This window comes from Kocuria gwangalliensis, assembly GCF_039544365.1.
GTDB lineage: Bacteria > Actinomycetota > Actinomycetes > Actinomycetales > Micrococcaceae > Kocuria > Kocuria gwangalliensis.
Map to the genome: position 1 here is coordinate 117,059 of NZ_BAABLN010000008.1, position 13,075 is coordinate 130,133.

General features: G+C 66.6%; 14 protein-coding genes. 4 read left to right on the forward strand and 10 right to left on the reverse strand.

Annotated features, from left to right (window positions below; all coding sequences use genetic code 11):
* Window positions 1-10: 10 nt before the first annotated feature.
* From efeU to ABEA06_RS03845, 10 genes are all read right to left on the reverse strand, one after another.
* The gene (gene efeU, locus ABEA06_RS03800; RefSeq protein ID WP_345310607.1) at window positions 11-889 is read right to left on the reverse strand and encodes an iron uptake transporter permease EfeU; all 879 of its coding nucleotides are present in this window, start codon (window positions 887-889) and stop codon (window positions 11-13) included.
* 158 nt (window positions 890-1,047) lie between these two features.
* On the reverse strand, window positions 1,048-1,827 hold the full coding sequence (locus ABEA06_RS03805) for an SDR family NAD(P)-dependent oxidoreductase (RefSeq protein ID WP_345310608.1): 780 nt from the start codon (window positions 1,825-1,827) through the stop codon (window positions 1,048-1,050).
* Between the two features lie 11 nt (window positions 1,828-1,838).
* Window positions 1,839-2,615 (reverse strand): enoyl-CoA hydratase/isomerase family protein, encoded by a 777-nt coding sequence (locus tag ABEA06_RS03810; RefSeq protein WP_303382406.1) that lies wholly within the window; start codon window positions 2,613-2,615, stop codon window positions 1,839-1,841.
* On the reverse strand, window positions 2,612-4,270 hold the full coding sequence (locus ABEA06_RS03815) for an AMP-binding protein (protein WP_345310609.1): 1,659 nt from the start codon (window positions 4,268-4,270) through the stop codon (window positions 2,612-2,614). The genes ABEA06_RS03810 and ABEA06_RS03815 overlap by 4 nt, the downstream gene beginning before the upstream one ends.
* 64 nt (window positions 4,271-4,334) lie before the next feature.
* Window positions 4,335-5,096, reverse strand: a complete 762-nt coding sequence (locus tag ABEA06_RS03820) for an SDR family NAD(P)-dependent oxidoreductase (RefSeq protein ID WP_345310610.1) — start codon at window positions 5,094-5,096, stop codon at window positions 4,335-4,337.
* A 42-nt stretch (window positions 5,097-5,138) separates the two neighbouring features.
* The gene (locus tag ABEA06_RS03825; protein WP_345310611.1) at window positions 5,139-6,284 is read right to left on the reverse strand and encodes an acyl-CoA dehydrogenase family protein; all 1,146 of its coding nucleotides are present in this window, start codon (window positions 6,282-6,284) and stop codon (window positions 5,139-5,141) included.
* A 65-nt stretch (window positions 6,285-6,349) separates the two neighbouring features.
* On the reverse strand, window positions 6,350-7,129 hold the full coding sequence (locus ABEA06_RS03830) for an enoyl-CoA hydratase-related protein (protein ID WP_345310667.1): 780 nt from the start codon (window positions 7,127-7,129) through the stop codon (window positions 6,350-6,352).
* A 48-nt stretch (window positions 7,130-7,177) separates the two neighbouring features.
* Window positions 7,178-7,864 carry a TetR/AcrR family transcriptional regulator gene (locus ABEA06_RS03835; RefSeq protein WP_303382401.1) on the reverse strand — a complete coding sequence of 229 codons (687 nt, stop codon included), beginning with the start codon at window positions 7,862-7,864 and terminating at the stop codon, window positions 7,178-7,180.
* Window positions 7,865-7,982: 118 nt separating this feature from the next.
* Complete coding sequence (locus tag ABEA06_RS03840; RefSeq protein ID WP_345310612.1) at window positions 7,983-8,930, reverse strand: arsenic resistance protein; 948 nt, start codon at window positions 8,928-8,930, stop codon at window positions 7,983-7,985.
* A gap of 102 nt (window positions 8,931-9,032) precedes the next feature.
* On the reverse strand, window positions 9,033-9,596 hold the full coding sequence (locus tag ABEA06_RS03845; protein WP_396415700.1) for a YceI family protein: 564 nt from the start codon (window positions 9,594-9,596) through the stop codon (window positions 9,033-9,035).
* Between the two features lie 203 nt (window positions 9,597-9,799).
* Between ABEA06_RS03845 and ABEA06_RS03850 the strand changes: the two genes are divergently transcribed.
* The 4 genes from ABEA06_RS03850 to ABEA06_RS03865 are packed head-to-tail and all read left to right on the forward strand — an operon-like array spanning window position 9,800 to window position 13,073.
* Window positions 9,800-10,777: a zinc-dependent alcohol dehydrogenase gene (locus tag ABEA06_RS03850; RefSeq protein ID WP_345310613.1), complete on the forward strand. Its 978-nt coding sequence runs from the start codon at window positions 9,800-9,802 to the stop codon at window positions 10,775-10,777.
* A gap of 57 nt (window positions 10,778-10,834) precedes the next feature.
* The gene (locus ABEA06_RS03855; RefSeq protein WP_345310614.1) at window positions 10,835-11,218 is read left to right on the forward strand and encodes a 6-pyruvoyl trahydropterin synthase family protein; all 384 of its coding nucleotides are present in this window, start codon (window positions 10,835-10,837) and stop codon (window positions 11,216-11,218) included.
* Window positions 11,215-12,234 carry a glycosyltransferase family 4 protein gene (locus ABEA06_RS03860; protein WP_345310615.1) on the forward strand — a complete coding sequence of 340 codons (1,020 nt, stop codon included), beginning with the start codon at window positions 11,215-11,217 and terminating at the stop codon, window positions 12,232-12,234. The genes ABEA06_RS03855 and ABEA06_RS03860 overlap by 4 nt, the downstream gene beginning before the upstream one ends.
* Window positions 12,231-13,073, forward strand: coding sequence for a class I SAM-dependent methyltransferase (locus ABEA06_RS03865; RefSeq protein ID WP_345310616.1), 843 nt, complete (start codon window positions 12,231-12,233; stop codon window positions 13,071-13,073). Before ABEA06_RS03860 ends, ABEA06_RS03865 begins: the two co-directional genes overlap by 4 nt.
* The last annotated feature ends 2 nt before the right edge of the window (window positions 13,074-13,075 follow it).

Below are 13,075 nucleotides of genomic sequence, written 5' to 3' on the forward strand. Positions count from 1 at the left end.
TCATGACGGTTCAGGCGGAGGCCGAGGTGCTGGCGACCGAGGCCGAGGAGGAAACCGGCGGCGGCGTCGGCTTTCTCCTGGCCGAGCGGGACCGGGTGATGAACAGCGGCATGACCGTGAGCACGTAGGCCCACCACACGCCGAATTCAAGCCACGTGGTGGCCGGTGAAAAGTTGAACACGCCCTTGAGGAGCACGCCGTACCAGCTGGTGGGTGGGATCTGCTCGGAGACGTCGAAAGCCAGGGAGTTCAGCCCGGGCAGCACGCCGGCCTCCTGGAGATCGTGGAAACCGTACGCCAGTACACCCGCCGCAATGAGAACCAGAAAACCGCCGGTCCAGCGGAAGAACGTGGAGAGGTTGAGCTTGAGGAGCCCACGCGTGATGAGCCAGGCCAGGGCAATGGACACCAGGATGCCCGCGAGCGCCGCGAGCGTCGGGGCGAAGATCCCACCGGCTTCCCCGGTGGCTCGAGTGGCGGCCCAGAGGAACAGAGCTGTTTCCAGGCCTTCCCGCCCCACGGCAAAGGCGCCCAGCAGGATCAATCCCACGGCGGAGCCTCGGAGAGCAACATCGGCGCGGGATTCCAGCTCGCGTTTGAGCCCCCGGGACGCGCTGGCCATCCAGAAGATCATCCACGTCACGAAACCCACGGCCACGATGGAGAGGGTTCCGCCAATGATTTCCTGGGCTTCGAAGGTCAGGGTGGACGGGCCGAACGTCAGGAGCGCACCGAAGGCCAGCGAGATCGCGACGGCAACGGCAATGCCGATCCACAATCGACGCACCGCGAACCGCTGCCCCGTGCGTTTGAGGTATCCGATGAGGATCGCGACGATCAGCGCGGCCTCGAGGCCCTCGCGCAGACCGATCAGAAATGTCTGGAGCATTCGACTGTCTTTCACTCATGAGGTTAGGTGAGGCTAACCTGAACACAGTGAAGTTAGCACAGTGCCTGCCGGTACAGAACATTCCGGGCCGAGAATTTTTGGGCCGCGCTCAGTGCGTCGCTGTGTGACGCGAACAACACAGGTCAGCGGGCATCCGGTCACATGGTCAAGCCGCCGCTGACGGAAATCGCCTGCCCCGTGATGTACGCGGAGCCTTCGCTGAGCAGGAATCCGACGGTCGCGGCGATTTCCTGGGGCTGACCGAGCCTGCGCGCCGGGATGCCCTTGGCCATGCCCGAGAACACCTTGCCCGTCAGCCCTTCGGTTTCCGCGGCGTGACGATACATTTCCGTGTCGGTCGGTCCCGGGCACACGGCATTGACGGTCACCGGCACGGTCGCGTTTTCGCGAGCCACCGACTTGACCATGCCCAACACGCCGGCGCGCGCCGCCGACGACGCCGCGTCACCCATCGAGCCCGCCTTGGCGCTGTCCGAGGCCACCACCACGATGCCCGCGCGCCGCCCGTTGCTCCCGGAGTGACGGAGGAAGGGCAGGGCGTGGCGGACCAGGGACATCACGCCCACCAGTTCGGTCTCGATGATGTCCCGCGCCCACCCGGCCTGGGTCTCGTGCAGCGGTGCGAGGTCGTGGCGGTGCCCCGCGGTGACCACCAGGGCATCCAGACCGCCCAGGATGTCCGCCGCGCGGGCGACACCCCACTCCACGGCACCCTCGTCGGTGATGTCCAGGGTGAGGTGGCCCATCACGAGGCCCAGCTCGTCCTGGGGGTCCTCGAAGGGTCCCCCCATGCGCACGTTCCTGCCCGCGACCACCACGCGCGCGTCCTCGGTGACCAGGTGCTCCACCGTTGCGGTACCGATGCCGCCGGCTCCGACCACCAGAATCCTCTGACCCGCGTGCTGACCCACACTCATACCCGTTCCCCCTACTGACCCGTGAATCTCGGTGCGCGTTTCTCCAAGAAGGCCCCCGCGCCTTCGGCTTTGTCCTCGCTTTGGTACAGCAACGACTGTGCCAGGCGTTCAATGATCTGCCCGGTGGCCTGATCCGCATCCGCACCGTGCCTGATGACCAGCTTGGCCAGGCGGATGGCCAACGGGCCCCGGGCGGTGATTCCCAACAGCGTGTCCCGTGCCGTGTTGAGCAACTCGCCCGGTTCGGTGACGCGCGTGACGAGCCCCATCTGCAGGGCCTCCTCCGCCGGTACGAACCGTCCGGAGAGAATCATGTCCACGGCCCGGCCGCGCCCCACCAGCCGTGTGAGGCGTTGCGTACCACCGGCTCCGGGGAGCACTCCGAGCGCCGTTTCGGGCAGGCCGATCTGGGCCGTGGTCGAGGCAATGCGCAGATCACACGCCATGGCCAGTTCACAACCGCCGCCCAGGGCGTAACCATTGATTGCGGCGAGGGTGGGTCGCGGGAAGTTCTCAATGCGGTCGTAGAGCTTCTGCATGGCGGCGGTGAGTCCGTCCACGGCGGTGTAGTTGACCAGACCGGAGATGTCCGCGCCCGCAATGAAGGCCTTCTCCCCCGCCCCGGTGAAGATGATGCCCTGCACGGCGTGGTCCGATTCGGCGTCGCCGAGCACCTCCCCGATCTCGGTGAGGACCTCCGCGTTGAGGGCGTTGCGCACCTCGGGGCGGTTGATCGTGACGGTCAACAATCCGTCGGTGAGGTCGGTGGTGAGAAGTTCGGTGCTCATGCCTGGTCCTCCGTGAAGCGCTCGCGCAGGTGGTATTTCTGGATCTTGCCGGACGGGGTGCGCGGGAAGTCCGCCAATATCTCCACGCGTTCGGGCCAATAGGACTTGGCCACACCCTTCTCGTCCAGGAACGCCCGGATGGCCTCGAGCGTCAGGGGCGCGGCGTCGTCGTTCAGCACCACGGCGGCGCAGGCGATCTCCTGGAGGCGCACGTGGGGCGCGCCCACGACCGCCACGGAGGCGATGTCCGGGTGCTCATGCAAAACGTTCTCCAAGTAGGCGACCGGGATGTTCTCGCCGCCGCGGATGATCAGGTCCTTGGAGCGTCCCGCAATGGTCAGGTAGCCGTCCTCGTCGAGGGTGGCCAGGTCACCAGTGTCGAACCATTCGCCGTCGAAGTCCTCACGGGTCTTGTCCAGCTGGCCCAGGTACCCCACGAAGAGGGAGGGTCCGCGCACCCACAGCTTGCCCTCGGAACCGGCCGGCAGTGTTGTGCCGTCCAGGTCTGTGATCCGCACGTCGATCCCGCGCACGGGCCGGCCGTCCGTGGAGGTGATCTTCTCGATCGGATCGCTCGGGTGCCCGCACGTGGACAGCGCGCACTCGGTCTGACCCCAGCCGCCCAATACGGACAGCCCGGGAATCTCCTCGCGGGCGTTGCGCAACAGCACCCGCGGGATCGGTGCGCCCATGCAGCAGAACCGTTGCAGGGAGGACACATCGTGATCGGCCAGGTTCGAGGCGTCCAAGAGGTCATGCAGGAACGGGGTGGCACCGGAGGTGTGGGTGATGCCGTGCTCGGCAATCAGTTCCACGAACGTCTCCTTGTGCCACACGTCCTGGAACACGCCCTTGGCCCCGAGCAGGATGGGAAGTTCCACGCCGAACAGGTAGCCGGTGAGGTGGCCGAAGGTCGAGGCCATGTGAATCACGTCCCGGTGGTCCATGCCCATGCGATCCGGCCAGGGCAGACCGGCGGCGCACACCGTGTTGTGCGTGTGCATCACACCCTTGGGCCGCCCGGTGGTACCGGAGGTGAACATCAGCAGGGCCACGTCGTTCGCCTCGGGACGGCGCTCGGCCAGTTTCTCCGGGGAGCCCTGTGCTTCCCAGCCGGTGGCGATGAACTCGTCCCATGCGATCTCGCCGCGCTCAAGGGCCGGCGGGTTGGCGGGGTCCTGGGCGAGCACCAGCACGCGCGCCGGGTCCTGCTGTCCGCCCACCATGCGGCGGGCCAGAGCCAGGTGGTCGTAGCCTCGGAAGGACTCGGGCACCACCAGGATCCGGGTGTTGGCGCGCTCCATCATGAACGAGATCTCCCGGTCACGGTAAATGGGGATCAGCGGGTTGGTCACCGCGCCGATCCGCACGGCGGCCAGGTGGAGAATCACCCATTCCTTCCAGTTGGGCAGCTGCAACGAGATCACGTCACCGCGGCCCAGGCCCAGGTGGATCAGGCCGTGCGCGGTGCGCTCCACCCGTTGGGCCAGTTCGCCGTAGGTCAGTGACCCGCGGGAATCCACGGAGGCCACGGCGTTCGGGTCACGTTCCACGGCCCGGTCCAAGTGGTCGGTGAGAATCCGGCCGTCCCAGTAACCGGCCTGGGTGTTGTGATCGATGATGTCCTGGGTCAGGAGGGTTTCATACGTGGTCATGACGGGTGCTCCTTTGCACGCTGGGACGGTTCGCGCTCGGCAGCCGCGGGGGCTGTGCGCGGCGTCAGATCATGGTGAGACCACCGCTGACGGACAGCGTCTGGCCGGTGATGTAGTTGGACCGCGGGGAGGCCATGAAGGCCACGGCGTTGGCCAAATCCTCCGGTTGGGCCAGGCGACGCAGCGGAATGGCGCGCTCGAGGGACTCGCGCAGCTTCGGGTTCTCTTTACCGATCTCTTCGAACAGGGGCGTATCGGCCGGGCCCGGGCACACGGCATTGACCGTCACCCCGTAGCGGGCCAGTTCGCGCGCCATTGTCTTGGAGAAGGCAATCAGACCGCCCTTGCACGCGGAATAGACGGCCTCGCCCGAGGAACCCACGCGGGCGGCGTCGGAACCAATATTGATCACGGTGCCCGAGCCCTGGTCCTTCATCACGCTCATCACCGCGTGACTCATGGTCAGGGTGCCCATCAGGTTGATACCGATGACCCGTTCCCAGGTCTCGGGGGTGCTGTCCAGGAACGGGCCCACCTTGTCCCAGCCGGCGTTGTTGACCAGCACGTCAATGGATCCCCAGGTGTCGAGCACGTGCGCAACGAGGGCGGCGACGTCGTCGGGGCTGGTGATGTCGGCGCGCACCCCCACGGCCTGCTCGCCGATGCGCTCGGCGGTGGCGTTCGCGGTCTCTTCGTTGAGATCGGCAATGACCACGCGTAGCCCGTCCTGGGCGAGACGCTCGGCAATGGCCGCGCCGATGCCCTGACCGGCGCCGGTCACAATGGCCACGCGGGGGGTGGTGGTTTCTGAAGTCTGAGCGGTCATGATGTGAGGTCCTTTCCTCGGTGTGCAGCGGTGGGACCCGAGTTACGGGGCGAACTGTCGGCCGGCGGATTGCCGCGCAATGATGAGCTTCATGATCTGGGCGGTGCCGTCCCCGATCTGGAGACCGAGCACGTCACGCATGCGCTGCTCAATGGGCTTGTCCGTGCGATACCCGAACTGACCGTGCAACAACAGACACTGGGTGATGGCGTCGTGCGAGACCTTGGGGGCCCACCACTTGCACATGGCGGCTTCCTTGGTGTGCTTTTGACCCGTGTCCTTCAGGTGAAGGGTTCGCAGGCACAGCAGGCGTGCAGCGGTGAGCTGAGTTTCCGCTTCCGCCAGTGGGAAGGACACGCCCTGGAACTTGGACAGCGGCTGGTCGAAGGCCTGGCGGTGACTGACGTAATCCCAGGTTTCCTCGACCGTGACCTCCGCGGTCCCCAGGCACTGCAAGCCGATCAGGGCACGGGAGAAGTCGAAACCCTGCATCACCTGGGTGAAGCCGGCGCCCTCGGTCCCCAGCAGATTCGAGGCCGGTACGCGCACGCCGTCGCAGTGAATCAGGCCCCGTTCCACGGCGCGAGTGCCGGCGTCCTCCACCGGTTCGATCCGCACGCCGGGGCTGTCCATGTCCAGGAGGAACGCGCTGATGCCCCGGCCCCTGCCGGCCTCGGGATCGGTCCGGGCGAACAGAACCGTGGCCTCCGCCTGGGTCGCGAACGACATGGACTTCACGCCGTCGATGACCCAGGAGTCACCCTCCTTACGCGCGGTCATGCGCGGGTTGCCGGCGTCCGAACCGGCATCCGGTTCGGACAGCCCGATCCCCACAATGGCCTCACCGCTCGTGATCCGCGGAACGTACTTCCCGGCAATTTCCGCAGTGGCGTTGCTGGCCAGGATCTGGCCCACCAGCGAACCCACGACCTGCAGGTATCCCACGTTGAAGTCACCGCGGGCGATTTGTTCCACGATCAGCCCGGAGGTCAGGCGAGGAAGGTCGCGGCCACCGTACGCGGACGGCAGCTCGGGGCCGATCAGGCCCAGGGCGCCGATCTCTCGGCGCAATTCCGGTTCGATCCGACGAGCCGTTTCGCGTTCGCGGTAGCCCGCGGCCAGTTTCTCGTGGAGCCCGCTGGCTGCGGCCACCAGTTCCTCCTGGGCCGGGCTGAGGGTCATCTCCATGGTGCGGACTCCTGGGTCTCACGTGCGGTTGTCGTTGTCACGATGGCTTCCTGAACCGGCGCGGCTCAGTGGCTGATCACGTGGCTGTTGAAGTCGGGCATGCGTTTCTCGGCAAAGGCTGCGGCACCCTCCCGGCCCTCCGGGGATTCGGTGAACAGGTCCAGCCCCGACATCGCCAGGTTGGACAGCCCCGCCTGGTGGTCGGTGTCCGCGTTGAAGGACTGCTTGAGGAAGCGCAGTGCCGTGGGTGACTTCTCCGCGATTTCCGCGGCCCAGGCTGTGGCCTCCTCCAAGAGCTGGTCGGGTGCCACCACCGCGTTGACCAGACCCCAGCGTTCGGCGGTGTGGGCGTCGTACTGGCGGCACAGGTACCAGATCTCTCGGGCGCGCTTCTCCCCCACCACGCGAGCCAGGTAGGCGGAGCCGAAACCGGCATCGAAGGAGCCGACCTTGGGTCCGGACTGGCCGAAGCGCGCCGTGGCCGAGGCGATCGTCAGGTCACAGATCACGTGCAGCACGTGGCCGCCGCCGATGGCCAGCCCGTTGACCGCCGCAATCACGGGTTTGGGAATGTCCCGAATGGTCTTGTGCAGGTTGCCGATCTCGAACATCCCGGACGGGGAAGGCCCGTAGTCACCGGTTTCCGCGCGCTGTTTGACGTCGCCGCCGGTGCAGAAGGCCTTGTCCCCCGCACCCGTGAGAATCACGGCCTGCACGCCACGATCCGCCCACGCCAACCGGAACGCCGTGATCAGTTCATGCACGGTCTGGGCGCGGAACGCGTTGTAGCGCTGCGGGCGGTTCATGGTGATCACGGCGGTGGGGCCATTGATCTCGTACAGGATGTCCTCGAACTCGGGAGCGGCGGGCGCGGTGGGTTCTACGGTCCTGGCTCAGTCCTCTTTCGCGGTGAGGTAACGGGAGTACTCGATGTGATGGTCGGGGGTCAGCGCGGCGGAGAGCACGAGCGCCAACTGCCCGCGGATGTAGCTGTCCACGGTGTGCTGGGGCTGGAAGTACCAGGACTTCAAGGCCCATCCGTGGGCGAGCAGCACCAGGTTGTAGGCGAACAAGTCAACGTCCACGGGGGCGAAGAGTCCTGCCTCCACGGCTTCCTGTGTGGCCCGGCCGAGGGGTTGCACCGAGCCCATTTCCAGGTCCTTGATGAGCGTGCGGTTCTCGGCGGACAGCCTGCTGCTCTCGCGGTAGGTGATCACGGCGGCCTCGCTGTTCTCGGCAATCACCCGGCAGTACGCGTCGAATCCGGCGGCCACTTGATCCACGGGGTCTTCCCCCGCAGCGAGAATCGCCGCCGGCACGCGGGCCTCAATGTCCTCGAGCACCCCCACGATCACGCTGCGCAGCACGTCTTCCTTGTTCGCGAAGTACCGATAGATCAGCCCCACACTCACGCCGGCTTCCTGCGCGACGCTCTGCATGGACATCTGTTCGCTGCCCTTGCCCTGCAGCACCGTCACGGCCGCCGCCAACAATTGACGACGCCGCGCTCGGGTCCTCGCGTCGCGGGCCGCCGCGACGGGTTCGGCGGCGGAAACCTGGATAGGTGAATCTGTATTCATTAGTGGTGAATCTAGATTCACTTTTTGGGCGCGTCAAGGCCGGGAGGGAAAAATCGGGCACATATTTGCCGCCCCTCCGCGAGAGAGGCCACCGGAACAGGCCCCCGCCCGGCGACGGTCAGGCGCGCACGAGCGCGGGCACCAGCCGAACCATGGCCACCATGACCAGCAGCTCCACCAGTGTTTGGGTGACCACCACGAGCGGGGCCACGTCCAACGCCGCGGGCAGCGCGAGAGCCAGCGGCAGGATCACCAGGGAATTGCGCGTGACACCGGAGAAGACGAGCGCGCGTCTCCCGGCGACGTCGTACACGCCGCGTCGGCCCACCCACTGCCCCAGGCAGAACATGATGAGCGCGAACGCGACGAACAACGGGATCACCACCAGCAAGGCCGACAGCTGCGCACCGACCCCGGCGATTTGTGACGCAACCACCACGGCCAGGGTGAGCATCATGAGCGGGACCATGGCGGCCTGTGCGGCGGCGTCCAGCATGCGACCCGCGCGCGTGCGGGCCGCCAGCTGGGTCAGAATCGCGGCGCCCAGGGGTAGCACGATCAAGACAATGAACGCTTTGAAAAACGGCCCGAACTCGACCACCGAGACCACGTCCGAACCGGCCATCAGCCCCAGGTAGACCGGCAACAGGAGCATCTGGGCGAGCATGAGCACCGGGGAGGCCGCGAGGAGGCGGTCGTGCGCACCGCCGGCCAGGCCCGTGAAGACCATGACGTAATCCACGCACGGACACAGCAACACCAATAGGACACCCGCCAACACGGCTTGATCGTGGGCGACAACGCGCGACAGGCCGAACACCACGAGCGGGACCAGCGCAAAATTGAGCCACAGCGTGGCCCTCAGGAATGCCCAGTCCCGAAAGACTTCACCCAGCCGAGTGAACGGAATGCCCAGGAAGGTCGCATACAGTAACAAGGCGAGCACGGGATTGATCAGAGTTTCCGCAGGCGCCGCGATCTCGGGCACCGTCAGGCCGGCGATCACGGCGAGCCCGATGGACCCCACGTAGAGGGCAACCTGATGCCGCTCGAGCCACTGAATCATTCGGTCCAGGGTAGTTCACACAGCTCGGACCTGGATCAACCCGATATGCAGGGAGCTCCCCGCCCGATGGAACGAGGAGCTCCCAGGGAAGTTCTTGATCAGTTATTGCTCCTTGATCAATGACAGCTCGAATTCCAGGCTGATCTTGTCGCTGACCAGCACCCCGCCGGAATCCAAGGGGGTGTTCCAGGAGACGCCCCAGTCCTTGCGGTCGATGCGACGCCCGCCTTCGAGGCCGGCACGCAGGCCACCGGTGTGATCGGTGTCGATACCCAGGAGCTCCATGGGGATGGTGACCGGGCGTGTGATGCCGCGGATGACCAAGTCACCGGAAATGATGAACTGCGACTCGTCCACTTCGTCCACCCCTGTGGACCTGAAGACGATCTCGGGGTGATTTTCCGCGTCGAAGAAGTCAGCACTGCGCAGGTGCTGATCACGTTGGCTGTTGCGGGTATCAACGCTCTGGACCTTGAGCTTGACTTCCACCGTGGAATTGTTCCAGTTCTCGGTATCCAAGTGGGCGTGACCTTCAACCTCGTTGAAAGCACCACGCACTCGAGTCACCATCGCGTGGCGGGTGGAAAACCCGAACCGCGAGTGCGACGGGTCGATGGACCAGTCGCCGTTCAATGCCGAATCAGTAGCCAAAAAGGACACCCCCATGTCAGGACCAGCTGAGCCGTGGTACGTGCGCCTCAGTAGCCGTTCAACTCTCAACCCCTGTAGTTATACGCCATGTCGCTGAGACTACTCAGACCCTCGGCCCAAAGTATTCGACAGCAATTATCCTGGACGGGACCCTGCGGGTCAGCTGCGGCACCTTCATACGGAACTCGAATCTCCCTCCTGAAGATAGGGTGGAATCCATGGGCTGGCAGTACTGGACGGAATCGGCAGGCACGGGCACGTGGCGGGAGGTGCCCGAACCCCACGCTGACATCACCGCGGGTGAGCTGCGGGTTCGTACCGTGGCCACAGCCGTTTCTCGCGGCACGGAAACCCTGGTTCACACCGGACACGTTCCGGCGTCCATTGCGCACCTGATGAGGGCACCCAAGCAACTGGGTGACTTCCCCTTCCCCGTGTCCTACGGGTATCTGGGTGTGGGTGTCGTCGACGAGGGCCCCACGGACTGGCTGGGTGCACGGGTGTTCGGGTTGTTGCCGCACCACACCCATCACGTGGTCACCACGGAGGACGTCCAGCGCATTCCCGACGACGTCCCCGACCACCGAGCGTTACTGGCCGGCGCGGCCGAGACCGGTTTGAACATCCTCTGGCAGGTGCCCCCGCGCATCGCGGACCGGGTCGCCATCATCGGCGCCGGCATGATCGGCACCGCCGCGGCGCTGCTGGCCTCCGGAATGGCGCTGGATCGTCTCGAAGTCCTGGAAACCAATCCGCAGCGCCGCCGGCTGCTGACATCTCTGGGTCTCACCGCCGTGGACCCGAGCGACGCCGCTCCGGACAACGACATCGTCATCCATACCTCCGGCACCGAACAGGGCCTGGCACGGGCCTTGGAGATCACCGGCGATGACGGCACGGTGGTCGAGGCCTCGTGGTTCGGTTCCCGCGCCCCCGCGGTCCCCCTGGGCGCGGACTTTCACGCCCGGCGGCTGGCCATCGTGGCCAGCCAGGTGGGTCAGGTCGCCGAGGGCCAGCGCGCTCGACGCACGCGCGCCGAGCGACTCCGGACAGCCCTGCGTGCCCTGCGCGATGACCGCTTAGACGCGCTGCTGACCGGCGCATCTGCCCGGCAGGAACTCCCCGAGGTCATGGACCGGATCACCGCAGACACCGACCTGGCCCGCACCACCCTCTGTCACGTGCTGACCTACTGAGCGGCCCACCGGAACAGACACCACCCGGACCACCCCATCCACCCGAGCAGGAGAACCATGTACAGCCTCACCGTCAACGACCACGTGATGATCGCCCACAGCCTGCCCAACGAATTCTTCGGGCCGGCCCAGGGAATGCACGGCGCGACCCTCACGGTGGAGGCCACCTTCACCCGCGCCGAACTGGACGAGCACGCCGTGGTCCTGGACATCGGCCAGGCCATGGACATGCTTGATCAGGCGCTGTCCCCCCTGCGATACGCCAACCTGGACGAGCACCCGGCCTTCGCGGGCAAGCTCTCCACCACCGAGGCCACCGCGCAGTACATCGGGCACCGGCTGGCCGACTCCCTGAGTGATCGACCGGATATTGGAATCACCGTGACCCTCACCGAGAACCCCCGCGCCAAGGTCGCCTACACCGTGCCCGGGCGCCCATGACCGTACTCATCGAACCGGATCTCGGGCGGGTCAGCGGCGGGCTGCGCTACAACCGCTTCGTGGCCGACGCCGCGCACGGCGCCATCACGCGTCATGCCCTTCCCGGGACGTGGCCCGATCCGTCTGCCCGGGACGACGCCGCTCTGCGTCACCTGGCCGCGCGCTTCGCTGAACCGGTCATCGTGGACGGTCTGATCGGGTGCAGCCTGAGCAAACCGCTCACGGTGGCGGTGCCGGTCGTCCAGCTCGTGCACGCCCCCTTGGCCGTGGCGAACCCGGCCGCGCAGGAGCGCGAGCGGGCGAACCTGAGGGCCGCGAGCGCCGTCGTCACGACCAGCCACCACGCCGCCGATCAAATCCGCGACCTGTACGGCCTGGACGCCACCGTGGCCGCACCGGGCGTCACACCGCGTGAGCCCGCCGCCGGCACCGCCGCCGGATTGCGCCTGGTGTGCATTGGTGCCCTGGAGGAGAACAAGAATCAGCTGTTCCTCGCGCGAGTGCTGGGCGCACTCACGCGGGCCGGGGTGGACGGGTGGCACTGCACCTTTGCCGGGCCCCCGACCGACCCGGCGTACGCGCAACGGTTCCGACAGGTGTGTGCCGCGCTACCGCCGGACAACGTGAGCATTGCGGGTGAACTGGACCCGCAGGCCGTCGACCGCCTGTTGGCCGCGTCGGATCTCTTGTTGCTGCCCTCCCACCGGGAAACCTACGGGATGGTCGTCACGGAAGCCGCCTCCGCCGCGATCCCCGCCCTGGTGAGCGCAGACACGGGGGCCGAGGAGGCGCTGGCTGCGGGGCGGGCCCTGCCCCTCGTGCAGGAGCAGTGGGTGGCGGCGCTGACTCGCTGGCTGACGGATACCGAGTATCGTCAGTGGCTTCGCGATGCCGCCGCGAGGTATCGTCCGGGCCTACGCACCTGGGAGGACGCGGCCCGCGCCTTACTGGGCGCCGTGGCTTCGTGTGAAGCCCGCCCCGCAACCGAGTCATCGAGTGAGAGGAACCCGCAATGATTGGTGCTGCCCAGGATTGGCTCGAGGCTCGCGTTCCGTTCGACGACGCCGCTCGGCAACAGTCCCTGCCCCTACTGGACCGTGCCGCCCAGGCTCTCCTGGATGCAGACCCCACCGGGCGGACGCCGCTGACGGTCGTGGATCTGGGCGCCGGCACCGGAAAATCGGCGGCGTGGTTCCGGCAGCACCTGACCCCTCGGTTGCCCGGCCGCAGCATCCACTGGTTACTCGTGGACGCTCACGAGCCCTCACTGGAGATCGCAACCCAGCACCTGGCGGACGCGGACACCATCGTGACGCGGTTGTCCGGGCTGCCCACGGCCCTGGCCAACCATCTCCCCGAGCATCCCGCCCCGGGCACACTGTTGTTGACCTGCAGCGCCGTCCTGGACGTGCTCACCCAGGGCGATGTGGAGGCCATCCTCACAACCCTGACCACCTACCAGGGTGTGGGGTTGTTCCTGCTGAGCATCACCGCGGACTGGCACCTTGAGCCCGCGCATCCTCGTGATCCCGAACTCGCTGAAGCCTTTGCCGATCACCAGCGCCGGGACGGCAAACTCGGGGCGGAAGGGGGCCAGGCAATGCTTCGGACCGCCCGAGAACACGCAGTGCAGACCACTCACGGCAACAGCGCCTGGCACCTGAGCGCGCCCCGGGACACGGAGTTCACCCGTCGATTCCTGACCGAACGTGTGGCGGCCGCCGTGGAGGCCGCTCCCGAGCTGGAGGATGCGGCCCTCGAGTGGCTCGAGACCCGCAACCAGCAGGCCACAGACCAGCTGAACGTGACCGTGGATCACTGCGACGTACTGGTGGACGCCCGGCGGAGCCGTTGACT